The 24121-nt window shown below is 48.2% G+C and carries 23 protein-coding genes, 1 other RNA gene and 1 other annotated feature; of the genes, 2 read left to right on the forward strand and 22 right to left on the reverse strand.

Translation table 11 applies throughout. The annotated features are described in order from the left end of the window. Positions 1 to 9: 9 nt before the first annotated feature. From MKY62_RS14280 to cymR, 16 genes are all read right to left on the reverse strand, one after another. A complete protein-coding gene (locus tag MKY62_RS14280) occupies positions 10 to 939 on the reverse strand; it encodes a peptidase U32 family protein (protein WP_003183909.1) in 930 nt (309 codons plus the stop codon). Continuing rightward, the gene (locus MKY62_RS14285) at positions 936 to 1598 is read right to left on the reverse strand and encodes an O-methyltransferase (protein ID WP_003183911.1); all 663 of its coding nucleotides are present in this window, start codon (positions 1596 to 1598) and stop codon (positions 936 to 938) included. Before MKY62_RS14285 ends, MKY62_RS14280 begins: the two co-directional genes overlap by 4 nt. Before the next feature lie 147 nt (positions 1599 to 1745). Then, a complete protein-coding gene (mltG, locus tag MKY62_RS14290; protein WP_003183913.1) occupies positions 1746 to 2858 on the reverse strand; it encodes an endolytic transglycosylase MltG in 1113 nt (370 codons plus the stop codon). Between the two features lie 194 nt (positions 2859 to 3052). Next, complete coding sequence (locus MKY62_RS14295) at positions 3053 to 3337, reverse strand: DUF1292 domain-containing protein (RefSeq protein WP_003183915.1); 285 nt, start codon at positions 3335 to 3337, stop codon at positions 3053 to 3055. Positions 3338 to 3347: 10 nt separating this feature from the next. Then, positions 3348 to 3767, reverse strand: a complete 420-nt coding sequence (gene ruvX / locus MKY62_RS14300; protein WP_003183918.1) for a Holliday junction resolvase RuvX — start codon at positions 3765 to 3767, stop codon at positions 3348 to 3350. A gap of 6 nt (positions 3768 to 3773) precedes the next feature. After that, complete coding sequence (locus tag MKY62_RS14305; RefSeq protein ID WP_003183920.1) at positions 3774 to 4040, reverse strand: IreB family regulatory phosphoprotein; 267 nt, start codon at positions 4038 to 4040, stop codon at positions 3774 to 3776. An 83-nt stretch (positions 4041 to 4123) separates the two neighbouring features. After that, positions 4124 to 6760 (reverse strand): alanine--tRNA ligase, encoded by a 2637-nt coding sequence (gene alaS / locus MKY62_RS14310; protein ID WP_003183922.1) that lies wholly within the window; start codon positions 6758 to 6760, stop codon positions 4124 to 4126. A 350-nt stretch (positions 6761 to 7110) separates the two neighbouring features. Next, entirely contained in the window at positions 7111 to 8169 is a 1059-nt protein-coding gene (locus MKY62_RS14315) for an AI-2E family transporter (protein WP_003183924.1), read from the reverse strand. Between the two features lie 90 nt (positions 8170 to 8259). Then, the gene (locus MKY62_RS14320; protein WP_003183926.1) at positions 8260 to 8391 is read right to left on the reverse strand and encodes a YrzQ family protein; all 132 of its coding nucleotides are present in this window, start codon (positions 8389 to 8391) and stop codon (positions 8260 to 8262) included. Positions 8392 to 8406: 15 nt separating this feature from the next. Next, positions 8407 to 8598, reverse strand: coding sequence for a hypothetical protein (locus tag MKY62_RS14325; protein ID WP_003183928.1), 192 nt, complete (start codon positions 8596 to 8598; stop codon positions 8407 to 8409). Between the two features lie 15 nt (positions 8599 to 8613). Further along, positions 8614 to 9078 carry a PRC-barrel domain-containing protein gene (locus tag MKY62_RS14330; RefSeq protein WP_003183930.1) on the reverse strand — a complete coding sequence of 155 codons (465 nt, stop codon included), beginning with the start codon at positions 9076 to 9078 and terminating at the stop codon, positions 8614 to 8616. Positions 9079 to 9166: 88 nt separating this feature from the next. Next, on the reverse strand, positions 9167 to 11563 hold the full coding sequence (locus MKY62_RS14335; RefSeq protein WP_003183932.1) for an ATP-dependent RecD-like DNA helicase: 2397 nt from the start codon (positions 11561 to 11563) through the stop codon (positions 9167 to 9169). 50 nt (positions 11564 to 11613) lie between these two features. Next, the gene (locus MKY62_RS14340; protein WP_003183935.1) at positions 11614 to 12264 is read right to left on the reverse strand and encodes a tetratricopeptide repeat protein; all 651 of its coding nucleotides are present in this window, start codon (positions 12262 to 12264) and stop codon (positions 11614 to 11616) included. 93 nt (positions 12265 to 12357) lie between these two features. Next, positions 12358 to 13476, reverse strand: a complete 1119-nt coding sequence (gene mnmA, locus MKY62_RS14345; protein ID WP_003183938.1) for a tRNA 2-thiouridine(34) synthase MnmA — start codon at positions 13474 to 13476, stop codon at positions 12358 to 12360. 105 nt (positions 13477 to 13581) lie between these two features. After that, on the reverse strand, positions 13582 to 14721 hold the full coding sequence (locus tag MKY62_RS14350; protein ID WP_003183940.1) for a cysteine desulfurase family protein: 1140 nt from the start codon (positions 14719 to 14721) through the stop codon (positions 13582 to 13584). A gap of 20 nt (positions 14722 to 14741) precedes the next feature. After that, positions 14742 to 15158: a cysteine metabolism transcriptional regulator CymR gene (gene cymR, locus MKY62_RS14355; protein WP_003183943.1), complete on the reverse strand. Its 417-nt coding sequence runs from the start codon at positions 15156 to 15158 to the stop codon at positions 14742 to 14744. Positions 15159 to 15796: 638 nt separating this feature from the next. On the opposite strand from cymR, the gene MKY62_RS14360 reads away from it, so the two are divergent. Continuing rightward, on the forward strand, positions 15797 to 17062 hold the full coding sequence (locus tag MKY62_RS14360; RefSeq protein ID WP_003183945.1) for a replication-associated recombination protein A: 1266 nt from the start codon (positions 15797 to 15799) through the stop codon (positions 17060 to 17062). A gap of 80 nt (positions 17063 to 17142) precedes the next feature. Here the strand turns inward: MKY62_RS14360 and MKY62_RS14365 are convergent, their stop codons facing one another. The 5 genes from MKY62_RS14365 to MKY62_RS14385 all read right to left on the reverse strand — a co-directional run bounded on the left by MKY62_RS14365 (position 17143) and on the right by MKY62_RS14385 (position 21933). Then, positions 17143 to 17907 carry a tRNA threonylcarbamoyladenosine dehydratase gene (locus MKY62_RS14365; RefSeq protein WP_003183947.1) on the reverse strand — a complete coding sequence of 255 codons (765 nt, stop codon included), beginning with the start codon at positions 17905 to 17907 and terminating at the stop codon, positions 17143 to 17145. 154 nt (positions 17908 to 18061) lie between these two features. Further along, a non-coding RNA gene (gene ssrS / locus MKY62_RS14370) (6S RNA) lies at positions 18062 to 18258 on the reverse strand. Positions 18259 to 18326: 68 nt separating this feature from the next. Beyond that, positions 18327 to 20105 (reverse strand): aspartate--tRNA ligase, encoded by a 1779-nt coding sequence (gene aspS, locus MKY62_RS14375; protein WP_003183949.1) that lies wholly within the window; start codon positions 20103 to 20105, stop codon positions 18327 to 18329. Positions 20106 to 20119: 14 nt separating this feature from the next. Further along, positions 20120 to 21394, reverse strand: a complete 1275-nt coding sequence (hisS, locus tag MKY62_RS14380) for a histidine--tRNA ligase (RefSeq protein ID WP_003183951.1) — start codon at positions 21392 to 21394, stop codon at positions 20120 to 20122. A gap of 80 nt (positions 21395 to 21474) precedes the next feature. After that, positions 21475 to 21714: a binding site (T-box leader), on the reverse strand. A gap of 54 nt (positions 21715 to 21768) precedes the next feature. Further along, positions 21769 to 21933 (reverse strand): YrzK family protein, encoded by a 165-nt coding sequence (locus MKY62_RS14385; RefSeq protein ID WP_003183953.1) that lies wholly within the window; start codon positions 21931 to 21933, stop codon positions 21769 to 21771. 142 nt (positions 21934 to 22075) lie between these two features. On the opposite strand from MKY62_RS14385, the gene MKY62_RS14390 reads away from it, so the two are divergent. Further along, positions 22076 to 23647, forward strand: a complete 1572-nt coding sequence (locus tag MKY62_RS14390; RefSeq protein WP_011198158.1) for an SH3 domain-containing protein — start codon at positions 22076 to 22078, stop codon at positions 23645 to 23647. A gap of 27 nt (positions 23648 to 23674) precedes the next feature. On the opposite strand, the gene dtd is transcribed toward MKY62_RS14390, so the two are convergent. Continuing rightward, positions 23675 to 24118: a D-aminoacyl-tRNA deacylase gene (gene dtd, locus MKY62_RS14395; RefSeq protein ID WP_003183959.1), complete on the reverse strand. Its 444-nt coding sequence runs from the start codon at positions 24116 to 24118 to the stop codon at positions 23675 to 23677. Positions 24119 to 24121 lie beyond the last annotated feature (3 nt).

A 24121-nucleotide genomic window follows, 5' to 3' on the forward strand; every position in this document is an offset into this window, starting at 1 on the left:
TCCCTCCTTTTAGTATACTGTTTCTTTGAAAAAGAATCCGGTATCGATGCTGCGGTTTGCAGGCTGCAGCTGTTCGATCCGCTCGATCCATTGTTCTTTCTTGTCTTCATATGCTTCCCTGTCTGCGATGCAAAGGTCGATGGCTTCGCGGTACATGGCCGTTACTTCAGTCATGTATTCGACCGATTTTAAAATTCCGTCGATTTTAAATGAATCGATGCCGGCATCGATTAAATCTTCAAGCTCATCAATGATGCAGACGTCATTCGGACTCATGATGTGCGTGCCGTTTTCGTCTTCGAAAATCGGATATTTATTTCCGCGTTCTTTATCATGGAGATACATGCCTTTTTCTTTTTTCTTGCCTTCGATATCCATGACTTTTCCCTGGTATTCAAAATAGTTGCCGATCAGGGAGCGCTTTGACTGGAACATGCATGTCATGCCGTGAACCTGAATTTCAATCTCGACGTCTGCTTTCTCTTTAATCTCAACGATACTGTCCATGTTGAGCTCTCTTGCAAGCACCGCGCGCTTCGCGCCCTTGCGCCCCCAATAGTTGCAGGAATAATGATTGGTTGCGGTCGTTTCCGTATTCCAGTGAAGCTTCATGTTCGGCGCTGATTCCCGTGCAGCCATCAGTACGGCGGGATCGCCGAAGACAACCGCATCCGCGCCTGCCTCGTCCAAGAATGAAAGGTAGTCATTCAGTTCCGGAACCCGGTCATTGTGAAAAATCGCGTTCACAGCAACATATACTTTTGCGCCTTTTTCATGAGCCTGAATGATGGCTTCTTTTACTTCTTCTCTGGAAAACTCCCCGGCTAAACGCAGACCGTACCTTTGTTCACCGATGATAAACGCATCGGCGCCCGCCTCTGCCAAAGGCTTAATATCCGAAACAGAAGTCGGCGTCACAAGCAGTTCAGGCTTTTTCATATCCGTTCACCTCTTTTTTGACTGACGGCCAATCCGTCGCCCACAGGCAGGATCGCCGTGTGGTAGTCAGGATGCTCCATCAGCCAATGATTGTAATGATCTATTTTCGATACAAGCTTTTTGATGCGCTTGCTTTCGATCTGATTGTATTCTGATGCGACAAGGCCTTTGAAAAGGACATTGTCCGTAAAAATGATGCCGTCATCGGCAAGCATTTTTTCATATATACTGAAAAACTTCTGATACTGGCCTTTTGCGGCATCGATAAACAGCGCATCATAGGGAGCCATCGATTGAACGGGGTCAGACTCGCTGAGCGCATCGCCGAAGAACACGTGAATTCTGTTTTCAAGCTGGAATGACCGGATGTTTTTCAGCGCTTCCCGATACCTGTCCTCATCGCGCTCGATTGTAAAAATCTCGGCTTCGGGAAGGGCAAGCGCCATCCGAATCGCCGAATAGCCGATGGCGGTACCGATTTCAAGAATTTTTTTCGGATTTTTGAATGAAAGAAGCTGCAGGAGCACTTCGATTCCTGTCGGTTCCATAATGGGCACGCCATGCTCTTCGGCATAGGCCTCCAGTTTCATAATTTCAGCCGGCCGCGGCTTTAGCAGCTTTTCAAGATAGCCGGTCAATTCTTCGTGTCCAATCTTCACGGGCAGATGGCCTCCCTTTCATAAAAAAGAGCCTTAGGTCAGGTGTTCAGCACTCTCCTAAAGCAGTTGACTGTCTTTTCTCCAATAAACAACCCGATATATTTTATCATAAAACCTTTGTATTTGCGAATAAAAGGAGAGTATTTTTTACTCTCCTTTTTCCTCGTCCTGCGTGTTCGTAATATATTTGGCTTTTGCTTTATTGTGTTCTTCAAGCGTTTTTGTAAAGACGACTTCCCCGTTTTTCTTTGCAAGAAAATAAACATAGTCTGTTTGCTCCGGATTTAATGCCGCCTCCCAGGAAGTCTCTCCAGCGTTTGCAATCGGCCCGGGCGGAAGACCGGTATGTTTGTACGTATTATATGGGGAATCCGCTTCAAGGTCTTTGTACATGACGCGGTTTTTATGTTCTCCCAGTGCATATAAGACGGTCGGATCCGTTTGCAATGGCATATTTTTGCTGATGCGGTTGTAGAAAACGCTTGAGATTTTGTGCCGGTCCGCTTTTTCGGTAGCTTCTTCTTCAATTAACGAAGCCATCGTCAAGGCTTTGTGGACGGACATCTTTTTGTCTTTCATCTGCTTTTCATACTTTTCAGCCAGCTGATCTGTTTGTTTGATCATCGCTTCGATAATGGCATCAAGCTTCGTCTCAGGGTCGTAAAATAGATATGTCGCAGGATGCAGGTATCCTTCGAGCGGATGCTTGATGTTCTTGTTCAACACGTCGTCTGTGATCAGTTTCGGATACTTCTGTTTTAATCGGCTGATGAATTCCCTGTCATCCAGCTTTTTCATAATGTCCTTTGCCGAGTAGTTCGTTTGTCCGGCGATGATGTCTGCGATTTCCTGGAGCTGCCTTCCTTCAGGAACGGTAATTTTAAATGCCGGCACATGTGAAGCGGTTGTCAGCTTATTAATCATGCCTGCCGCATCCATCGACTGGCTGAGCTGAAAGTTCCCCGCTTGAAAGCCGGAGGCATTTTTAAATTTCACATAAGCGATAAATACTTTTTCGTTTTTAATTAGGTCCTCTTTTTTTAGTTTGGCGGCGATGGACGTAACGGTCGATCCTTCCGGAATATAGACATTGACCGTTTTTGCATTATTTTTATCGACCGGTTCGAGCGCCGATTTAACGTAGAGCGAAACAGCGCCTGCGGTTAAAATCAGCAGAACCGCAACCACAGTCAGCCAAAACTTTATTTTATGTTTAAGGAGTCTTTTTATAAACGGTTTCTTTGTCTGATCTTCAAACATTGGTGTCCTCCTCTCCTCCCATGGTATATACTACATGATTCGTTATCATTCGGCAATTTATTACAAAATGTTTTAATAAAAAAAGCCGCCTGTCGGCAGCCGGGTGAGAAAAATTGCAGATCACGCTTTAAAGAATGACAAAATCCTAAAACTTCAATCGTTTTAGGATTTTGTCAAGCAGTCTAGCCGCTTCTTTATTCTTCTTCGTCTTCATCCGCTAAAAACGTGTTCAGCGTCTCCTCAATCATATCCCACTCTTCTTCTGTTTCAATCGGCATCAGTTCGCCGTCTTCTCCTGCTTCATTCGGTACGAAGCTTGAAGCATGGATCTCGATCTCTTCATCGTCCTGTGCTTCAATCGGATAATAAAGCACGTATGACTTGTTAAACTGGTCGCTGTCAAATGTAAAGAGCACTTCACACAGCTGTTCATTCCCTTTATCGTCTACAATTGTAATGTTTTTTTCTCCGTGTTCCATCGTAATCACCTCATGAGTTTAGGCTGTCGAGATATCCTTGAAGGATCATCACGGCCGCCATTTTATCAATTACTTTTTTTCTCTTTTGCCTGCTTACATCTGCTGAAATCAGCATTCTTTCGGCCGCCATTGTCGAGAGGCGCTCGTCCCAAAGCACGACGGGAACTTGAAACGTTTCTTCAAGCACTTCCGCGAACTTCTGGCTCGCTTCCCCCCTCGGGCCGACGGTTCCGTTCATGTTTTTGGGAAAACCGAGTACAATCTTGTCTATTACATAGTCTTTCGTCAATTCGGCAAGGCGGTTCAAGCCGTAGTCACCGCCCGCCTCGTCGATTTTAATCGTTTCTATCCCTTGAGCCGTCCAGCCCATTTCATCGCTCAGCGCTACGCCGAGCGTTTTCGAACCTAAATCCAGACCTAATATTCGCATGCTTGTTTACGCCTCTTTATGCTGTTCTAAGTACGATTTAACCAATTCTTCGATTATCTCGTCTCTTTCTATTTTCCGAATCAGGTTGCGTGCATCTCGATGCCTTGGAATGTAAGCGGGATCTCCTGACAGCAGATATCCGACAATTTGGTTGATCGGGTTGTAGCCTTTTTCCTGAAGCGCGTCATGGACGGTTATCAGCACTTCATTTACATTGGTTTCCATCGAATCGTCGGAAAAGTTGAATTTCATCGTCTTATCAAATGAGCTCACCGTTTTGCACCTCTTTCCCAAATTCGCAGGCAAAGTTTCAGCCTGATTACCTTCTAATCACCATTCTACACCACAATCGCTATTTATAAAACGGATTTTACCCATTCTTCCGCAGATGCCAATGCTTCAGCCAGCCGCTCAGGCTGTTTTCCTCCCGCCTGCGCCATGTCAGGACGGCCGCCTCCGCCGCCTCCGCATGCTTCTGCGACTTGCTTGACAAGCTTGCCTGCATGGAAACCCCGCTCTATTAAATCTTTTGTAACTCCGGCGGAAATATTCACTTTTTCATTTTGAACCGCCCCGAGAACAATAACGGCTGAGCCCAGTTTCGCCTTCAGATCGTCAACCATTGTGCGCAGGTGATTCATATCTTTGGCATTCACTTTTTCTGCGAGCAGTTTGATTCCGTCAATTTCTTTTACTTTTTCCAAAATCTCTCCGGCTTCTTTATTGCCCAGTTTCGCCAATAAAGATTCGTTTTCTCTCTGAGCTTCTTTCAGATCAGACTGGAGCGCTTCGATCCGTTTCGGCACTTCCTTCACGTTGGTTTTCAGGACTTCTGCCGCCTGTTCGAGAAGCTCCAGTTTGGCGTTCATCTCTTCGTAAGCGCCCTGCCCTGTTACCGCTTCGATCCTGCGGGTGCCAGCCCCGATGCCTGATTCGGATACGATCTTAAAGAGGCCGATTTCAGCCGTATTTCTCACATGGCAGCCTCCGCACAGCTCGATGCTGTAGTCGCCGACTTGAACAACGCGGACGATGTCCCCGTATTTTTCGCCGAACAGTGCCATGGCTCCCATCGCTTTCGCTTCATCAATCGGTTTTAAGTCGATTTGAACCGGAATCGATGCCCAAATTTTCTCGTTCACTTTTGTTTCGATTTGTTCGAGTTCTTCCTTTGTCACCTGTCCAAAGTGAGAGAAGTCAAAGCGCAGACGGCTGTCAGTGACTAGCGAGCCGGCCTGGTTGACATGCGTACCGAGCACATCTTTCAGCGCCTGGTGAAGCAGGTGTGTCGCGGTATGGTTTTTGACGATGTCTTTTCTGAGCCGCTCCGTGACTTCTGCGGTCACGCTCATGCCTTTTTTAATTGCGCCGCTTTCCACGATCCCGTCATGCAGGTGCTGGCCGTTTGGCGCTTTTTTAACGTCTGTGACGCGAATAGCCGCATCACCGCTTTTAACCCAGCCTTTATCACCGATTTGTCCGCCGCTTTCAGCATAGAACGGCGTTTTTTCCAGAATGAACTGAACCTTTTGGCCTTCCTGAACGAGATCGACAAGTTCTCCGTCTTGAAGAAGCTCGGCGATTTTCGTTTCCGTTTTGATATCGGAATAGCCGATGAACTCGCTTTCTGTCATGATATCGCGGAGAGCGCCGCCTTGAACCTGCATGCTGCCGACGTCCTGGCGCGCCTGCCGGGCCCGTTCGCGCTGCTTGTCCATCTCGCGCTCAAATCCTTCATGATCGACTTCCATGCCTTCATCTTCGGCGTATTCTTCGGTCAGTTCAACAGGGAATCCATACGTATCATACAGTTTAAAGACATCTTCCCCGGAAATGATGCGGTTTCCTTTTGCTTTTTCCTTTTGAATAACTTCTGAGAGAATCGCCAAGCCTTCGTGCAATGTTTCATGGAAGCGTTCTTCCTCTGTTTTGATGACTTTCGCGATAAAGTCCGCTTTTTCTTTGACTTCGCCGTAGAAAGCGGCCATGATGTCGGCAACTACCGGTACGAGCTCATACATAAACGGACGGTTGATATTGATGGACTTCGCATAGCGGACAGCGCGGCGAAGCAGCCTTCTGATGACATAGCCGCGCCCCTCGTTTGACGGAAGCGCTCCGTCGCCGACCGCAAACGCAGCCGTCCGGATATGATCGGCCACAACCTTAAACGCCGTATCTTTTTCAGCAGATGTGCCGTACTTTTCTCCTGAAATGGCTTCTGTCGCCTTGATGATCGGCATAAACAAATCCGTATCATAGTTCGTCTTGGCGTCTTGAATAACAGATACCATCCGTTCAAGACCCATCCCGGTATCAATGTTTTTCTTCGGAAGCGGTGTGTATGTTCCGTCAGGATTGTGGTTGAACTCGGAGAACACAAGGTTCCATACTTCTAGGTAACGCTCGTTCTCCCCGCCCGGGTAAAGCTCCGGATCAGACGGATCATTTCCATAATCTTCACCGCGGTCATAGAAGATTTCGGTATTTGGTCCGCTCGGGCCTTCGCCGATATCCCAGAAGTTTCCTTCCAGTCTGATGATCCGTTCCTCAGGTATGCCGATTTTTTTTGACCATAATTCATACGCTTCGTCATCTTCCGGATGCACCGTGACTGACAGGCGTTCGGGATCGAAGCCGATCCATTTTTGATCGGTTAAAAATTCCCATGCCCACTCGATCGCTTCTTCTTTGAAATAATCGCCGATCGAAAAGTTGCCGAGCATCTCAAAGAACGTATGGTGGCGGGCTGTTTTCCCGACATTCTCAATATCGTTCGTCCTGATTGATTTTTGAGCGTTGCAGATGCGCGGATTCTCCGGCACAACCCGTCCGTCAAAATATTTTTTCAGCGTCGCGACTCCGCTGTTGATCCAAAGCAGGGAGGGATCTTCATGCGGAATAAGAGAGGCGCTCGGTTCAACGGCATGCCCTTTTTCTTTAAAAAAGTCTAAAAACATTTGGCGCACTTGTGCGGATGTTAATGTCTTCATTATTTTTTCCTCCTTTAATGATGCACATGCAAATTAAAAAGCCCCCGCCCCATGCAAACAACGTTTACACAGGGACGAGAGCTCCTCTCGCGGTACCACCCTGATTATGTGCGTAACAAAACGAAACGCCCATCACCTTGATATCCGAATAACGCCGGATGAAGACGGCAGGTTTTCGCCTGCACTCAGGATTAGCTTCTACTGATCTTCTGTTAAAGCTCTTTCACCGCTATGGAGCTTCTCTCTATAAAACAGGGCTTCAGTATACTCGGATCCGTCAATCGAGATACGTATGTATGTCTATTTCGAAATTATAGACAACGGAAGCCGTTATGTCAAACTTCTGCCGCTTACGCTTTTCTTGCCGCTAAAAAATGGACGAGCATCACTTTGATAACAGCCATGACAGGCACAGCCAGAATCATGCCGATGATGCCGGCAAGCTCCCCGCCCGCCAGCAATCCAAGCATAATGACAACCGGATGCATATGCAGGCTTTTGCCGACGACAAGGGGCCCGAGGATATTGCCTTCAATAAACTGAAGAATCAAAATCGTAATGATCACCACGAAAACGAGCCTCGTCGATAAAGCGGCTGCTACCATGACAGCCGGAATCGCGCCGATGACAGGGCCGAAATACGGAATGACATTTGTCGCGCCGATGACAAGGCCGAGGATCAGCGGATAGGGCAGGTCAAAAAACCAAAATGACAGGCTCGCTCCCAAGCCGATGACAAGGCAGACAAAAAGCTGGCCTCTGATGTAGTCCCCGAGAGAATCATCGACATCCCGGATGAATTCGCTGCCTCTTGCTCTCCATGAAGAAGGCGTCAAATACCATACCGCCTTTTTCATCGTATCAATATCTTTCACCATGTAGAATACTAAAAACGGAATGATCGCCGCCAAGAGCATATAATCAAAAACGAATCGGATGCTTCGTATCGTCCGTTCTACCCAACTTGCAACGAATTCTTCCGTCTGATTGACGAACCTGTCGACTCTGTCGTGCATGCCGTCAGGCCAGCCGTCTGTATGATGATGCAGCTGATCCAGCATGTTTTCGTATGATGCGGCAAGAACCGGAATTCCCTCTGAAAGCTCTGTCAGCTGTTTAATGAGGATCGGCACCCCTTTGTAAAAAGCGTAGCCGAGACCTGCAAAAAACAGAAAATAAATCAGCAAAATACTCAATGTTCTCGGCACGCCTGCCCGGTGTATCTTTTCCACGACAGGCAAAAGCAGATAGGTGATAAAAACCGCGATCGCCAGCGGGATCAGAATCGACTTGAGCAGCACGCAGACAGGCTCCCAAATCATTCTCAGCTGCAAAAAGATATAGACGGTTAATAGCAAAAGCATAAAGATCGAGACCCACATTAAAAGCTGCAGCGGTTTTTTCAGCATGTTTTTCACCCCTTGTTAGCTTTTGATTTCTGCTTGTAATTATTCCCTAAGAAAAAAAGGGACACCCCTTTTAAGGGTATCCCTTTCTGCTTAAAACATTTTCATGACGCGTCTTCTCAGCTTTCTCATGTTTCGCTTGTTCATCATATCGTTCTGAGACGCCATGTAGTACATTAAAGCCCCGGCTCCTAAAGAAATGAGAGAAGTCATTGTACGATTCAACTTTCTAACCTCCATTCAAAGGTTGATCGTTCGTTCGTCATCTGTAAACAGATCGTCCAGGCTGCTCAATGTTCCGTCCTCTTCGACTTGATGGGTCGAAATTTTTCCTTTTGATAGGGTCAGCTCAATAAAGCATCCCCAGCAGTAATATTGATTTACACCGATTTTGCCGATGTTTTTGCTTTTGCAATTCGGGCAAACGAGCATTTGAACACACACCTCTTATTCGTTCAAGACGATTGTGCTTCTGCCTACTTCAAGCGGTTCCCCAGATGAGTGAATCTGCTTTTTGTCGCCTGACAAATCGGCAAAAAAACCGTCTGATAGTTCATATGCTACGATTATGCCCGTGTCGGAAGAAAAGTATACATCTTCCAGCATGCCCAGCGTATCTCCTGCTCCGTTTTTGACCATTTTTTGCTTCATCTGGTCATAAGAAAGACTCTGCTTCGGAACTTGCATCGGCTTGAACTCGGTGAAATCAACGTATACGCCGTCACGTCCGATTTCGGTGACCGCGGGAAGCGGAAGAAGCGAACGGGGATTGTAAAAGCGCCGCTTCTCTTCCATAATCAATCCGAGACATGTCCCTTCGTGAGAAAAACAGATATCCGTTACCACCCCAAGCGGGAGAGAAGACTGTCTGTCGTAAACATTGAGTCCTTCCAGCTCATTGCATGTTCTCAAAGTGTGATCAACCACCTTTTTACGAACACTCTTATGATCTGCTGTTGCGCCGCGACTCATACGATGAAATGGATTCCATGAAAAACACTTATTCTGCTTCCTTTTCCATAAAATCAAAAGGTGTAATGCCTTCCATCCCGATATTGGCGTCATAGACGCTGAATGGCAGCTCTTTTTGAAGCGCCATGAGCTCTTCATCCTCTTCATGTGCCGCCTGCTGAAGCCGTCTTTTAAGCGATGTCTGCCTTTCTGATGATTCCTTATTTTTCACGCCCCATTCAAGGGCTTCCTCTTCGCCGCACAGAATCAGGAATTTTTTGCTTCTTGTAATAGCCGTGTAAAGCAAGTTCCTTCTCAGCATCCGGTAATAGCTTTTGACGACCGGAAGGATGACGATCGGAAATTCGCTGCCTTGCGATTTGTGGATCGAACAGCAATAGGCGTGCGTAAACTGGTTGAAATCTTTTTTTGCAAACGTGATTTCATTCCCGTCGAAAGAGACAACGGCCATATCTTCTTTTTCCGTATTTTCTTTCGCATAAAAAATCGAGACGATCTCGCCCATGTCACCGTTAAACACGTTATGCTCCGGCTGGTTGACGAGCTGGAGCACTTTATCTCCGGTACGGTACACGACATCTCCGTACTTCATTTCCCTGCCTTTCGGCTTCGGCGGATTCAGTATGCCCTGCAAAAGGGCGTTCAACTCATTGATGCCGGCCGCTCCTCTGTACATCGGAGCCAAAACCTGAATATCCCTGGCCGAATATCCTTTTTGCAGCGCGTTTTTGACGACTTTTTCGACGACTTCTTTGATCTGCTGCTGGCGGCAGCGAATAAAAGAACGGTCTTTTGTCGGGGCGGCCAAGTTTTCCGGAAGCTTTCCCTGTTTCATTTCGTGCGCCAGTTCAACGATTGAAGAGCCTTCAGCCTGTCTGTAAATGTCGGTTAATCTGACAGAAGGAATCACATTCGATGCCAACAGATCCCTTAGCACCTGTCCGGGACCGACGGACGGAAGCTGGTCTTCATCTCCGACCATGATCACCTGTATCCGATCGGGGATCGCCTTGAATAATTGGTTGGCAAGCCATATATCAAGCATGCTCGTTTCATCAATAATGAGCAGCCGTCCTTCAATCGGATTGTCTTCATCGTGCGTAAATCCTTCGGCTCCGTTCCAGCCGAGAAGCCTGTGAATCGTAACGGCCGGCAGACCGGTCGACTCGCTCATCCGCTTAGCGGCCCGGCCGGTCGGTGCTGCCAGCACAAACGGAAACGTTTCATCTTTTTTGTAATCAGCCGGATTTAAGCTTAAGCCGTGCAGCTCGCTGTACAACTCGACGATTCCCCTGATGACGGTCGTTTTCCCGGTTCCCGGTCCGCCCGTCAAAAGCAGCATCGGCGACATCAGCGCTTTTTGTATGGCTTCTTTTTGGCTTGGCGCGTACTGCACTTTCATCCGTTCTTCAAGCTCCCCTAAAGCGAGCAGGAATTCCGATTCGGGAAACTGGTCATCGTATTCGGTCTGTCCGGCGATTTTCTGCACCCTTTTGGCAAAGCTTTGTTCAGCGTAGTAAAGGGACGGATAATAACACCTTTCATCTTCAATGAACAGCTCTTTTTGCTCCCCTAAGGAAATGATCGCGTCCGCCACATCCATCTCGGTTACTTTTTCATCGCCTGCTGACTGGTTTAACAGCTTTTGCGTCTCGATGATGAGCTGTCTCGTTTCTATGTACGTATGCCCTTCTTGAAGGCATGTCGCTTCAACCGTGTATAAAATCGCCGCTTTGATCCGCTCTTCATGTTTGCCTGAGATCCCCATTCTGCCGCCCAGTTCGTCTGCTTTGATAAAGCCGATTCCTTCAACATCTTTGACAAGCTGGTACGGATTTTCGCGGATTTTATCGAGCGTTTCCGCTTCGTACGCCTGATAAATTTTCATGGACAGCTGGGGGCCGAAGCCGAATTCGCTCAAGGAGATCATAATCTGCTCGAGCCCCTGATGCTGCTGAAGGGCAGCGGCAAGCTTATCCGCCTTTTTTTTGGAGAGCTTCGGGACATCATACAGGACGGCGCCGTCGCTTAAAATTTTGTTGATTGCCCCTTCCCCCAGCTTATTGACAATTTCCTCGGCCGTTTTCTTGCCGATTCCTTCAAATAAATCGCTGGCCAAGTATTGGATCACGCCTTCTTTCGTTGTCGGCACTTCCTTTTTGAAATGATCCGCTTGAAATTGCAGGCCAAATTTCGGATGGGAGGCGGTTTTTCCGTAAAATGTGTAGATATCGTCTTCATGGATCAAAGGAAAGTAACCGGTGACAGAAACGGTTTTGTCTTCAAAAGACTCTGATGTTTCTTCCACTTTTACTTTCAGTACGGTATACAGGTTTGTTTCATTATGATATATGACAGCCGTTACCGTTCCTTTTACAAATGAAGCTTCTTCCATTTCGATCTGGTCCGGGTTATGGCGCTGCATCACTGTTATCCCCCCTCCATTCAAAATCGGTCATGACGGCCCTTGATCAATCAAGCTTCTTCTAAAAGCTGCTTGGCGCGAATGCTGAGCATATGATCCGGCTGAATGTCCAGCGCCTTGTTCAGCATGTCGAGCGCTGTTTTCCGATCTTCCTTAAACGCATAGGCAACGCCTAAATTATAAAATGCATCGGCATGGGACGGGTCGCGCTCCGTTACATTTGAAAATTCCGTGATCGCTTCGTCCAGCATCCCTTCATTGGCAAGGCACATCGCGTAATGAAAACGGGCTTCGACATCCGCATCGTTCAGCTCGGCGGCTCTTTGCAAATACGGCATTGCGAGCTTCGGCTGCTCAAGCTTCACGAGCGTGGTTCCGAGCATATAATATAAGTCGCTGTTTTCCATGCCCGTCCGATGCGCTTTTTCGAACATGTCCTTCGCTTCTTGATACCGCTCTTTCATGACATAGACATTCCCTGCTCCATAATAAGCCGCTCCTGCTTTCTCATCCAAAGCAGCCGCCCTGTCGTAAAACTTAAGCGCCCTGTCCAATTCGCCGACTGCAGAAAGCAGGTTGGCAAAGTTGATATAAGGCACCGGATCTCCGCTGTTTTCATCAATTGCCTTTGTAAAGGCTTCAGCGGCTTTTTCAAAGTCGCCTTTTTGCATTGCATCTATTCCAATTTGATTGTAATCCAAAAGCCCTCTCCCTTTCACGAACTATTTTAAAAAGGCCGCCGACATTGCCGGCAGCCGTTCGAGAAGCTCCGGGGTGTATCCAGAGCCCCGGTTTTATACATACCAAAGTTGTTGTCCGTCTTTAAACACATCATCAATCGTTCCGCCGCCGAGGCATTCTTCGCCTTTGTAAAAGACAACCGCTTGTCCCGGCGTCACGGCGCGGACCGGCTCTTTAAAGACGACCTCCGCTTCATCCGTCCCGGTCATTCTGACAGTGACTTCATGATCGGCTTGGCGGTAGCGGAATTTGGCCGTGCAGGCGAGCTCCTCTTCGCCGCCGAAGACGCCCTTATGCACAAAGCTTACGTTTGTCGCCGTAATCTTATCGGAGAAAAGCAGCGGATTGTCGAAACCTTGATCTACATACAAGATGTTTTTTTCAAGGTCTTTTCCGACGACGAACCACGGCTCTCCGCTTCCGCCGATGCCGAGGCCGTGCCTTTGTCCAATCGTATAGTACATTAAACCGTCGTGGCGGCCTTTAAATTCGCCTTCCATCGTCCGCATATCTCCCGGCTGTGCTGGAAGGTACTGGCTGAGAAACGTTTTGAAATTCCGTTCCCCGATAAAGCAGATGCCTGTGCTGTCTTTTTTGGCAGCTGTCGCAAGCCCCGCTTCTTTTGCAATTTCCCTGACGCGGCTTTTTTGAAGCTGCCCGATCGGAAACAGCACTTTGCTCAGTTGCTCTTCTGTCAGCTGGTTTAGAAAATAGGTTTGATCTTTATTTTCATCAAGCCCTCTGAGCATTTTAACACGCCCGTCCGTACGGTCGACCCGCGCATAGTGGCCGGTGGCCAAATAATCGGCTCCAAGCGACAAAGCATGCTCCAAAAAGGCTTTGAATTTAATTTCTTTATTGCACATGACATCTGGATTCGGCGTTCTGCCCGCTTTATATTCATCAAGGAAATATTGAAAAACCTTTTCCCAATACTGCTTTTCAAAATTCACCGCATAATACGGTATGCCGATTTGATTACATACCTTTATGACATCTTCGTAATCTTCCGTCGCTGTGCAAAAACCGTTCTCATCTGTGTCATCCCAGTTTTTCATAAAAATTCCGATGACATCATAGCCCTGCTCTTTCAAAAGCAAAGCCGCCACAGAGGAATCAACGCCTCCGGACATTCCGACGACCACCCGTGTATCTTCAGGCCGCTTCGCCATTTTCATCAACTCCAATAAATCAATTCAAAAACTTGTCCTTTCAGATCATATCATCATTTTCGGGCAGGATGCGAATCTTTAGCTCGGAGCATGGCTTCCCGAAATTTATGACAGACGCTTAACAACTTTAGCAAGTTCTTTCGCGGCGCGCTCAACCTGTTCCTCTGTATTGCCAAAGCCGAAGCTGATCCGGATGGATGACGTGAGCCGATCGTCTTCTTCGCCAAACATGGCGGAGAGAACATGAGACGGAAGCACAGACCCGGCCGTGCACGCCGATCCGCTCGATACTGCGATTCCCGCCATATCGAGATTGACGAGCAGCGATTCAACAGATACTCCCGGGAAATACAAATTCAAAATATGCGGCAGACTGTGCCGCCTGCTGCCGTTCACATCGAATGAGACGCCTTCTGCTTCCAGCGTACGGGTGATGATGTCTTTAAACCGGCGGTAAAGATCCGATTTTTCTTCTCTTTCCCGACCCGAGAGCAAAACAGCTTCACCGAGCCCCGCGATTCCCGGGACATTTTCCGTTCCCGCCCGGCGTTTGCGTTCCTGCTCTCCTCCGAAAAGAAGCTGGCTGAGCTTCACGTTTTCGTTGACGTATAAAAAGCCTGTTCCCTTCGGCCCGTTAAGTTTATGTCCGGAGACAGACATCATATCGATACGGCTTTTTTGCACATCAATCGGCAAAAAACCGAAGGCTTGAACCGCATCTGTATGAAACAGCGCGGGATGGTCCTTTAGCAGATCGCCGATCTCATCTATCGGCTGAATCGTTCCCACTTCATTGTTCCCATACATAACCGTCACCAGGATGGTATCGTCTCGCAGTGCGTCTTTCACCTGCTCGGCGGAGATTCTTCCGCTTTCGTCGACGTCTAGATATGTGACGTCAAATCCCATTTCTTCAAGCCTGTTGCACGTATGCAGAACGGCATGGTGCTCGATCTTTGTCGTGATGATGTGGCGGCCCTGCTTCTCTCTCGCCAGCGCGCTTCCGAGAATCGCCATATTGTCGGCTTCGGTTCCCCCGCTCGTAAAAACGATTTCATTGGGATGCGCTCCGATTTCCTGAGCGATCAGCTCCCTCGTGCTGTCAAGCCATTTCCGGCTCTCCCTTCCAAAGGAATGAATGCTTGAAGGGTTTCCGAAGTTTTCCGTTAAGTAAGGCAGCATTTTTTCCACTACCCGGGGGTCAGTCGGAGAAGTCGCTGCATGGTCTAAGTAAATCCGTTCCATCCTACCATTACACCTCGATCTTAAATGTAAAACATATACGCTTCCTGCTCGCCCTCTGTATAGCTGGCCAAGTCTTCAAGCGTCGTGGAGTCCAGCACTTCCTTGACAGCATCGCGAATCTTGATCCACAGTTCGCGCTTTGCCGGCTCCTCATTTTCAAGCACTTCCACCGGGCTGATCGGCCCTTCCAGGACGCGAATGATATCGCCCGCCGTAATCGCCGCAGGCTCGTCACCAAGAATGTAGCCGCCGTAGGCCCCGCGAATGCTTTTCACAAGCCCGGCGTTCCGCAAAGGTGAAACAAGCTGTTCCAAATAATGTTCCGATAAATCGTTTGTCTGAGCAATACTTTTCAAAGAAGTCGGGCCTTCCCCATGCTTTTTCGCAAGCTCAATCATAATCGTCAGCCCGTATCTGCCTTTAGTTGATATTTTCAAAATAAACACCTCTAACCTATAATAAATCATGCCTTCAGGACGAAGTACTCGGCGTTTTTCGCAGGACGCGAAAGACCTTAGCCGAGTCTCCTTTCACACCGGGACGAAGGTACTCGGCGTTTTTCGCAGGACGCGAAAGACCTTAGCCGAGTCTCCTTTTGCACCAGGACGAAGGTGACCGGCGTTTTTCGCAGGACGCGAAAGACCTTAGCCGAGTCTCCTTTCACACCAGGACGAAGGTACTCGGCGTTTTTCACAGGATGTGAAAGCCCTTAGCCGAGTCCTTTTCACACCAGAACAAAGGTGCTCGGCGTTCCTCACAGCAAACAAAAGCCCTTAAGCCGAGTCCCGTTCAGGCGCAGAAAGCGCCGCGGTGCATCCTCATAAGGCATAAGCCGATCTCCAAGATTGAAACACCGGCAGGAAGCCGGCTGTCGGATTCAAGCGTCTGTTATATATTAAAAACTCGGTTGGGACAAGGTTCCGGCCTTGTCCGTCTGATAGATTACAGGTTATTATAGCACACTTTATATAAACTTTCATTTTCGGCCTTATATTCAGCTTGCCATATTCATTTCTTTTCTAATCGTCTTTTTTCCGTTACTCTATAAAAAGAATACATTCGGGAGAGATCAATCATGAAACCACTCGCATTTCGAATGCGCCCTACAAAAATCGAAGAGGTTCTCGGCCAGGATCACCTGGTCGGGGAAGGAAAGATCATTCATCGGATGGTGCAGGCCAAACACCTTTCATCGATGATTCTGTACGGCGCCCCGGGCATCGGCAAAACGTCGATCGCCACGGCGATTGCCGGCAGCACGAGCATCGCTTTCCGAAAGCTGAACGCAGTCATCAATAATAAAAAGGATATGGAAGCCATTGCCGCCGAAGCAAAAATGTCGGGGCAGGTTATCTTAATCCTTGATGAGGTGCACCGGCTTGACAAAGGCAAGCAGGACTTTCTCCTTCCGTATTTGGAAAACGGCATGATTATCATGATCGGGGCGACGACAGCCAACCCGTACCATGCGATCAATCCGGCGATCAGAAGCAGAACGCAGATTTTCGAGCTGCATCCGTTAGACCCTGAACAAATCAAAACGGCCATTAAACGGGCGCTTGAAGATAAACACAGAGGCCTCGGTTCGTATGACGTTGCCGTCGATGATGAGGCGCTTGACCATTTGGCCCGCGGCTGCGGCGGAGATGTCCGCTCAGCTTTGAATGCGCTCGAACTTGCCGTATTGTCCACAAAGGAAAACAGTGAGGGAGCGATACGCATTACATTGGAAATCGCAGAAGAATGCCTGCAGAAAAAAAGCTTTGTCCATGACAAAGATGGAGACGCGCATTATGATGTCATTTCCGCCTTCCAAAAATCAATCAGAGGCTCTGATGTCAATGCTGCACTGCACTACATGGCAAGGCTTATTGAAGCGGGGGATTTGGAAAGCCTTGCACGGAGGCTGCTTGTTATCGCCTATGAGGATGTCGGGCTGGCGAGTCCGCAGGCTGGTGGAAGAACGCTTCAAGCCATTCAAACGGCGGAACGAATCGGATTTCCGGAAGCGAGGATTCCGCTGGCCAACGCCGTGATTGAGCTCTGCCTGTCTCCTAAATCGAACTCGGCGATCCTTGCAGTTGACGAAGCGCTGTCAGACGTCCGCTCCGGAAAGATCGGCGATGTGCCGAACCATTTAAAGGACGCCCATTACAAAGGAGCCGCTGAGCTTGGCAGAGGTGTGGAATACAAATATCCGCACGATTACGAGAACGGCTGGGTCAAACAGCAGTACCTGCCTGATCCGCTGAAAAACAAAGTTTACTATCAGCCGAAGCAGACGGGAAAATTTGAACTCGCACTGAAACAAGTATACGACAAGCTGATGAAACAAAAATAATAAACGGCCTGTTTCTTTTCATTAAGGAGGCCGTTTGTCTTGAAACCAAAAACGACAGCACCTCTGCTGTCGTTTTTGTATTACTTATCTTTCACCCTTTTGATCGGAATATCTTTCAAAAGCTCCATGATCACATGGCCGCCCATAATCAAGCCTGCGACTGACGGAACAAAAGCATTTGAAGACGGCGGCATCTGCGCTTTGCGGATTTTCGCTTCATCATTTCCGACGACTTGGCGTACGTCTTCACGGATCACGATCGGACTTTCGTCAGAAAAGACGACTTTAATGCCTTTCGTAATGCCTTCCTTGCGAAGCCTCGTCCGGATGACTTTTGCAATCGGATCGGTGTGGGTTTTTGAAATATCGGCCACTTGAAACCTTGTCGGATCTGTTTTATTGGCCGCTCCCATGCTTGAGATGATGTTGATGCCGCGCTTCAGGCACTCTTTCATTAAGTGGATTTTATAATGAATCGTGTCTGAAGCGTCGATTACATAATCCGGTTCATATGCAAAAAACTGTTCATACGTCTCTTCGGTATAGAACATTTTTAAAGCGATGACGTCGCATTCCGGATTAATATCGGCGATTCTCGCTTTCATTAAGTCAACTTTCGGCTGTCCGACCGTTGAAAGTAAAGCAGGCAGCTGACGGTTGACATTCGTGATGTCAACATCGTCTTTATCGACCATCACGATTCTGCCGACACCTGAACGGGCGAGCGCTTCCGCGGCGAAAGAACCGACCCCGCCGACGCCCAAAACGGCGACCGTGCTGTTTTTTAAAATATTTAAACCTTCTTTTCCAATCGCTAATTCGTTGCGTGAAAACTGATGTAACAAGAATCTCACTCCATCTTTATAAACAGTTACCGATAGTATCTTATCATAATCGGGTGATTAAACAAGCGGTCTATTTCATTTTGCCGTCATATTTTTTCGCTTCGCCTCATAGATTATCCTATGTATGGCCGAAAAACGGCCTTTTCAAGCACAAAAAAGTCCCGATTGTGCCGTTGTCGTATTCCTTCGTTTTGATCCCGCTCTCGGCAGGTGGGTGTTCTGTTCCAAACTTTGCAAGTCCTCCTGAGCACACGAGTGATAAGAGGCATTTGCTCCATTCGGAAACATCGAACTCCCAAGTAAAAAAATGTTCGGTCAAAACTAGGTGTACAACAAACACATCAGGACTTTATTTGTTAAAAATGATATCATACGTCCCTTTGATTTTCAATGGGATGTACAGCCGTATATTTTACAATTTACTGTCGAATTTTGCGTTTGATTTCAAGGTGCAGCTCATCAAGCTGAGCATTGTCGACCTCGCTTGGCGCTTCGGTCATCAGGCAGCTTGCGCTGGCCGTTTTCGGAAATGCGATCGTATCCCTCAAATTCGTACGGCCGCTGAGCAGCATCACCAGCCTGTCAAGACCGAGCGCAATTCCGCCATGCGGAGGAGCCCCGTAATCAAAAGCCTCGAGCAGGAACCCGAATTGCTCCTTCGCTTCTTCTTCTGAAAAGCCGAGAAGGCCAAACATTTTCTCCTGAACGTCTTTTTCAAAAATACGGATCGAGCCGCCGCCAAGTTCATAGCCGTTTAGGACAAGGTCGTAAGCCTGCGCTTTCATGTCCTGCGGATTCGTCTCGATCAGCTTGAGATCCTCTCTGACAGGCATTGTGAACGGGTGGTGTGCGGCATAGTAGCGGCCTTCCTCAGCATCGTACTCAAGAAGCGGCCAGTCGACAACCCATAAGAAGTTAAACAAGCTTTCATCGATCAGGTTCAGCTCTTTACCAAGCTTTAAACGAAGCGCTCCCAGCGCGTCATTGGCGACTTCGAGCTTGTCGGCCACAAAGAGAAGCAGATCCCCGTCTGCGGCGTCAAGCGCCTGAACAAGTGCCTCCTGTTTTTCGCCGGCAAAAAACTTCGCAATCGGTCCTTTAAGTCCATCCGCTTCTGTTTTCAGCCAAGCCAGCCCTTTTGCTCCATAGTTTGCAGCGAACTCTCCAAGCGCATCGATATCTTTGCGAGAGTAGTTTGCAGCGGCTCCTTTTACATTGATCGCCTTGACCGCTCCGCCGTTCGCCACAGCCGAAGCGAACACTTTAAAGTCCGAATCCTTCACTGCTTCTGACACATCCGTCAACAGCATGCCGAAGCGCGTATCCGGTTTGTCTGAGCCGTATCGGTTCATTGCATCCTCATACGACATTCTAGGAAGCGGAAGCGAGATTTCAATGCCGTGCGTTTCACGCATCACATGCGCCATCATTTCTTCTGAGAGCTTCATGATGTCTTCCTGGCTCATAAATGACATTTCGATATCGATTTGCGTAAACTCAGGCTGACGGTCGGCGCGCAGGTCCTCATCCCTGAAGCAGCGGGCGATTTGATAATAGCGGTCAAACCCTGACACCATCAAGAGCTGCTTAAAGATTTGCGGAGATTGCGGAAGCGCATAAAATTCCCCTTCATGCACCCGGCTCGGTACAAGATAGTCGCGCGCGCCTTCAGGCGTGCTTTTTGTTAAAACAGGCGTTTCAATATCAAGAAAGCCGTTGTCATCCAAAAAGCGGCGGACAGCTTTTGTGACGTTATGGCGCATTTTCAGGGAGTTGAACATCTCCGGACGGCGCAAGTCGAGATAGCGGTGCTTTAATCTGATGTCTTCAGATACTTCTGCAGCCTGGTCGCTGATCGCAAAAGGAGGCGTTTTGGCCGCACTCAGCACATCGACCGATTCCGCCTGAATTTCGATCCTTCCGGTCTTCAAGTTTGGATTGACTGTTGCTTCTTCACGGGCAACGACTTTGCCTGTAATGTCAAGCACATATTCGCTGCGGATGCTTTCAGCTGTTTCCAGGGCGTCTTTGGAAACGTCTGGATTAAATACGACCTGCACAATGCCGGTACGATCTCTCAAATCAATAAAAATCAAGCCTCCGAGATCGCGTCTTTTTTGAACCCATCCTTTTAAAACGACGGTTTCTCCGATCGCCTTCTCCGTTATTTCGCCACAATAATACGTTCGTCCAAACAAAGCGGTCCTCTCCTTTAACTTTCAGTGTTTGTTTTCAAAAAACGGATGAAATCATCAAGGCCGATGGCCTGTTGATCTCCTGTTTTCCCATCTTTGACATTAATTTGATTTTGGTTCAGTTCATCCTCGCCCAAAACAGCGATATATTTCGCATTGAGACGGTCGGCGGATTTAAACTGGCCTTTCATTTTTTTCTGTTCATAGTCGATTTCCGCGGATATCCCCGCTTCTCTCAGTTTATAGAGAAGGGATACGGAATAGTCTTTGGCTTTGTCGCCAAGTGTCACGATATAGCAGTCAATGCCTTCATCCGCTCCGACTTTTACATTTTCAGCATCCAGTGCGGCGAGAAGGCGTTCGATGCTCATCGCAAAGCCGATGCCCGGCGCTTTCGGACCGCCGAACTCCTCGGTAAGGCCGTCATAGCGCCCCCCGCCGGCAAGCGTCGTAATCGCTCCGAAGCCTTCGGCATTGCTCATGATTTCAAAGGCCGTGTGATTGTAATAGTCAAGCCCTCTCACCAGATTCGGATCGACCTCAAATGCAATGCCGATGTCCGTCAGATATTGCTGTACCTTTGCAAAATATGCTTTAGATTCTTCATTTAAGTAGTCAAGAATCGACGGAGCCGTTTTCAGCAGTTCATGATCCCTGTCTTTTTTGCAGTCCAGAATCCGCAGCGGGTTTTGCCGGAGCCGTTTTTGACAGTCTGAACAAAACTCGTCGATCCGCGGCTCAAAGTGGCGGATCAGCGCTTCTCTGTGAGCGGTTCGGCTCTCTTTGTCGCCGAGGCTGTTAATGACAAGCTTCAGGTTGCTGAGACCCGCTTTCCGGTATACACTCATCGCCAAAGCAATGACCTCCGCGTCAATCGCCGGATCGTTCGAACCGATCGCTTCGATGCCGAATTGATAAAATTGGCGGTAGCGGCCCGTCTGCGGCCTTTCATAGCGGAACATCGGTCCAATGTAGTAAAGCTTCGTCGGCTGAACCGGATTTGCAAAAAGTTTGTTTTCCACAAAAGAGCGTACTGCAGATGCAGTGCCTTCAGGACGAAGCGTCAGGCTTCTTCCTTTTTTGTCTGCGAATGTATACATTTCTTTTTGCACAATATCGGTCGATTCTCCCACCCCGCGGGAAAATAGTTCTGTATGTTCAAAAATAGGCGTCCGGATTTCTTTATATTGATACGCATGACACGTTTCTCTCGCAATCTTTTCGACATATTGCCAGCGTTCCGATTCTCCGGGGAGAATATCTTGTGTTCCCCTTGGAATATTAAATCCCATTTTTAAAATCCTCCTCATGACTTAAATGCTTTTCTCATTTATGGAAATAAAAAAACCCCCGAACCTACTATAAAACCAATAGTAGGGACGAGAGTTATACCCGTGGTGCCACCCTAGTTGGAACGATAAATCCGTTCCCGCTCATGCCTTTAACGCAGGTTCACGTCCGCCGCCTAATTGCTCGCATGTTATGCCGGGCTTTCAGCGGGAAACCTTCGGAGTGTTCATTCGGTCAAGATACCGTGCAGACCGCTTTCAGCCCAGGGCGGTTCCTCTCTTTTCACGTACTCTTGCCTACTATTCTCCATCTTCAGTTCAGCTCATATGTACACTAATTTATATTATAATACGAGTGTTACGTTTGCATGTCAACCCTATTTGCGGTTCTTTTTATTCTGAATTGATTCTTTGGACGTCAGCCCCAGCTCAGTGGCCGTTTCTTCCATGAAGCCGGCGCGCTCCGGGTCCGCATGCTCCTTTAGATGCAGATTGGCATCTTGCTCATGGATCGCCCTGCCCATTCTTTGATTATACCTCATGCAGCAACATCCTTTTGATATCTTTTTTCTATAGTATAAACAAATCATTTTCATTTTATTAAAAAAACGGCAAGGAATATACGATATAGAAGAAGAAGTAGTGTTCCAAGTTTTTTACCGAAAGGAGGAGATGGGAATCAATATGAAAAAAAGAGCGGTATTGATCCTATCGATGATGCTGGCAGCACAAGCAGCCTTTTATACATCGTCAAACACAGCTTCTGCAGCCATCGGGGAAGCCGTGATTGCCACCGATGAAATCAATGTCAGAAGCGGGCCTGGACTGAGCCACGAAATCGTCAGCGTCGTCAGCAGGAATGAAAGCTATCCGATTCTTGAAGAACGCGGGGATTGGGTGCAAATCCAGCTGAACGGCGGGCAAAAAGGCTGGGTCGTATCCTGGCTGATCAAGAAAAAGAGCCAAGTCTCCAGCGGATCTGATTCCGCATCGGGAAAAGTCACATCTTCCGAAGCAAACTTGAGAATCAGAAAAGGCCCCGGCACTTCATATGAAGTCCAAGGCGTATTCCCTGAAGGAGAACAGGCTGACCTGCTAAAGACCGACGGAAAATGGATAAAGATTTCCTATCAGAACATCACAGGCTGGGTCTATTCAGATTATGTCAATCAAGGTTCAGGCGCGAAACAGTCTCAATCGTCTTCATCACATGCTTCATCATCAAAATCGGGAACGGTCGGCGTATCCACCTTAAATGTCAGGAGCACAGCTTCCCATCAAGGCCGGATTATTGCCACGCTCCAACGGAATGCAAGTGTGACGATTTTAAACGAACAGCACGGCTGGTATGAAATCGAATTTAATGGACAAAAAGGCTGGGCCGCAAGCCACTATATTCTCGAAGGAAACAAACAGAACAGCGGAACCTCGGAAACAAGCAGCAGCTCCGAAGCAAAACGGCAGGCCACCATCGTGTATGAAGGCACAAATGTTAGAAGCGGGCCTTCGACATCCTCAGCGATCGTCAAACGCACGGGAAAAGGCGAGTCTTACCCGATCGTCTCTACAAAAGGAGACTGGTATGAAATCAAACTGTCAAACGGCGATTCCGCTTATGTCGCAAGCTGGGTCGTTCAGACTGTTGACCAGGCAGGCTCAGCCGGAGATTCGAAAAGCGCAGCACCGCCTTTGGCAAAGCGGTCAAGCTCGGGAGGCACAATCAAAAATAAAACGGTTGTCATCGATGCCGGACATGGAGGACATGACAGCGGGACAATCGGAACGCGGGGGACGCTCGAAAAACGGCTGACCATCAAAACGGCAACGCTTCTTGCCGCGAAACTGAGAGCCGATGGCGTCAACGTCTATATGACGCGGAATGACGATTCTTTCGTCAGCCTTCAGTCGCGGGTCGCGACCTCTCATTACCGAAACGCCGACGCTTTTATCAGCATTCATTATGATAGCTTTCCAAATGCGTCCGTCAGGGGAAATACGGCCTATTACTACAGCCCGTCCAAAGACCGGAAGCTCGCAGCAGACGTGCAGTCCGAGATCGAAAGGCACTCGCCTCTGCCAAGCCGCGGCGTACTATTCGGGGACTACTTCGTATTAAGAGAAAATAAACAGCCCGCCGCATTGTTTGAACTCGGCTACTTGAGCCATCCTCAAGAAGAAGCGGTAGTCAGCACGAACGCTTACAGAGAAAGAGTGACAGACGGCATCAGAAGCGGTCTAGAAAACTATTTTGACTAATTTAAAAAGCTCCCAATCGGGAGCTTTTTATGCTTTCGAATCCATAATAAACGTGACGGGACCCGAATTTGTCAGCTTGACATCCATCATTTCTCCAAATCTTCCCGTTTCGACAGTGACGCCTTTTGCGCGAAGCATGCTGTTCCACTCTTCGTACAATTGAAGCGCCTGATCGGGCTTTGCCGCTTTTGTAAAATTCGGCCGTCTTCCTTTTTTCGTGTCGCCGTACAAGGTAAACTGAGAAACCGATAAAACGGAGCCCCCGACATCTAAAAGCGACAGGTTCATCTTTTCGCCTTCATCCTCAAAAATTCGCAGATTGACAAGCTTCTCCGCCAAATATGCGGCATCCTCGCTCGTATCTTCGTGCGTCACGCCGACAAGCACCATCAAGCCGAGGCCGATTTCGCCGACAGTCTCGCCTCCTACCGAAACGCTTGCATCTGTGACGCGCTGAACAACTAATCTCATGAC

Source organism: Bacillus sp. FSL R7-0646 (assembly GCF_037969865.1).
GTDB lineage: Bacteria > Bacillota > Bacilli > Bacillales > Bacillaceae > Bacillus > Bacillus licheniformis.

Coding starts and splice junctions, on each gene's coding strand:
- MKY62_RS14280 (WP_003183909.1), bottom strand. CDS start 939: ATGAAAAAGCCTGAACTGCTTGTGACGCCGACTTCTGTTTCGGATATT.
- mltG (WP_003183913.1), bottom strand. CDS start 2,858: ATGTTTGAAGATCAGACAAAGAAACCGTTTATAAAAAGACTCCTTAAA.
- MKY62_RS14295 (WP_003183915.1), bottom strand. CDS start 3,337: ATGGAACACGGAGAAAAAAACATTACAATTGTAGACGATAAAGGGAAT.
- ruvX (WP_003183918.1), bottom strand. CDS start 3,767: ATGCGAATATTAGGTCTGGATTTAGGTTCGAAAACGCTCGGCGTAGCG.
- alaS (WP_003183922.1), bottom strand. CDS start 6,760: ATGAAGACATTAACATCCGCACAAGTGCGCCAAATGTTTTTAGACTTT.
- MKY62_RS14315 (WP_003183924.1), bottom strand. CDS start 8,169: ATGCTGAAAAAACCGCTGCAGCTTTTAATGTGGGTCTCGATCTTTATG.
- MKY62_RS14325 (WP_003183928.1), bottom strand. CDS start 8,598: ATGCTCGTTTGCCCGAATTGCAAAAGCAAAAACATCGGCAAAATCGGT.
- MKY62_RS14335 (WP_003183932.1), bottom strand. CDS start 11,563: ATGCAGCGCCATAACCCGGACCAGATCGAAATGGAAGAAGCTTCATTT.
- mnmA (WP_003183938.1), bottom strand. CDS start 13,476: ATGGCGAAGCGGCCTGAAGATACACGGGTGGTCGTCGGAATGTCCGGA.
- MKY62_RS14350 (WP_003183940.1), bottom strand. CDS start 14,721: ATGGAACGGATTTACTTAGACCATGCAGCGACTTCTCCGACTGACCCC.
- MKY62_RS14360 (WP_003183945.1), top strand. CDS start 15,797: ATGAAACCACTCGCATTTCGAATGCGCCCTACAAAAATCGAAGAGGTT.
- hisS (WP_003183951.1), bottom strand. CDS start 21,394: ATGGGATTTAATATTCCAAGGGGAACACAAGATATTCTCCCCGGAGAA.
- MKY62_RS14385 (WP_003183953.1), bottom strand. CDS start 21,933: ATGAGGTATAATCAAAGAATGGGCAGGGCGATCCATGAGCAAGATGCC.
- MKY62_RS14390 (WP_011198158.1), top strand. CDS start 22,076: ATGAAAAAAAGAGCGGTATTGATCCTATCGATGATGCTGGCAGCACAA.
- dtd (WP_003183959.1), bottom strand. CDS start 24,118: ATGAGATTAGTTGTTCAGCGCGTCACAGATGCAAGCGTTTCGGTAGGA.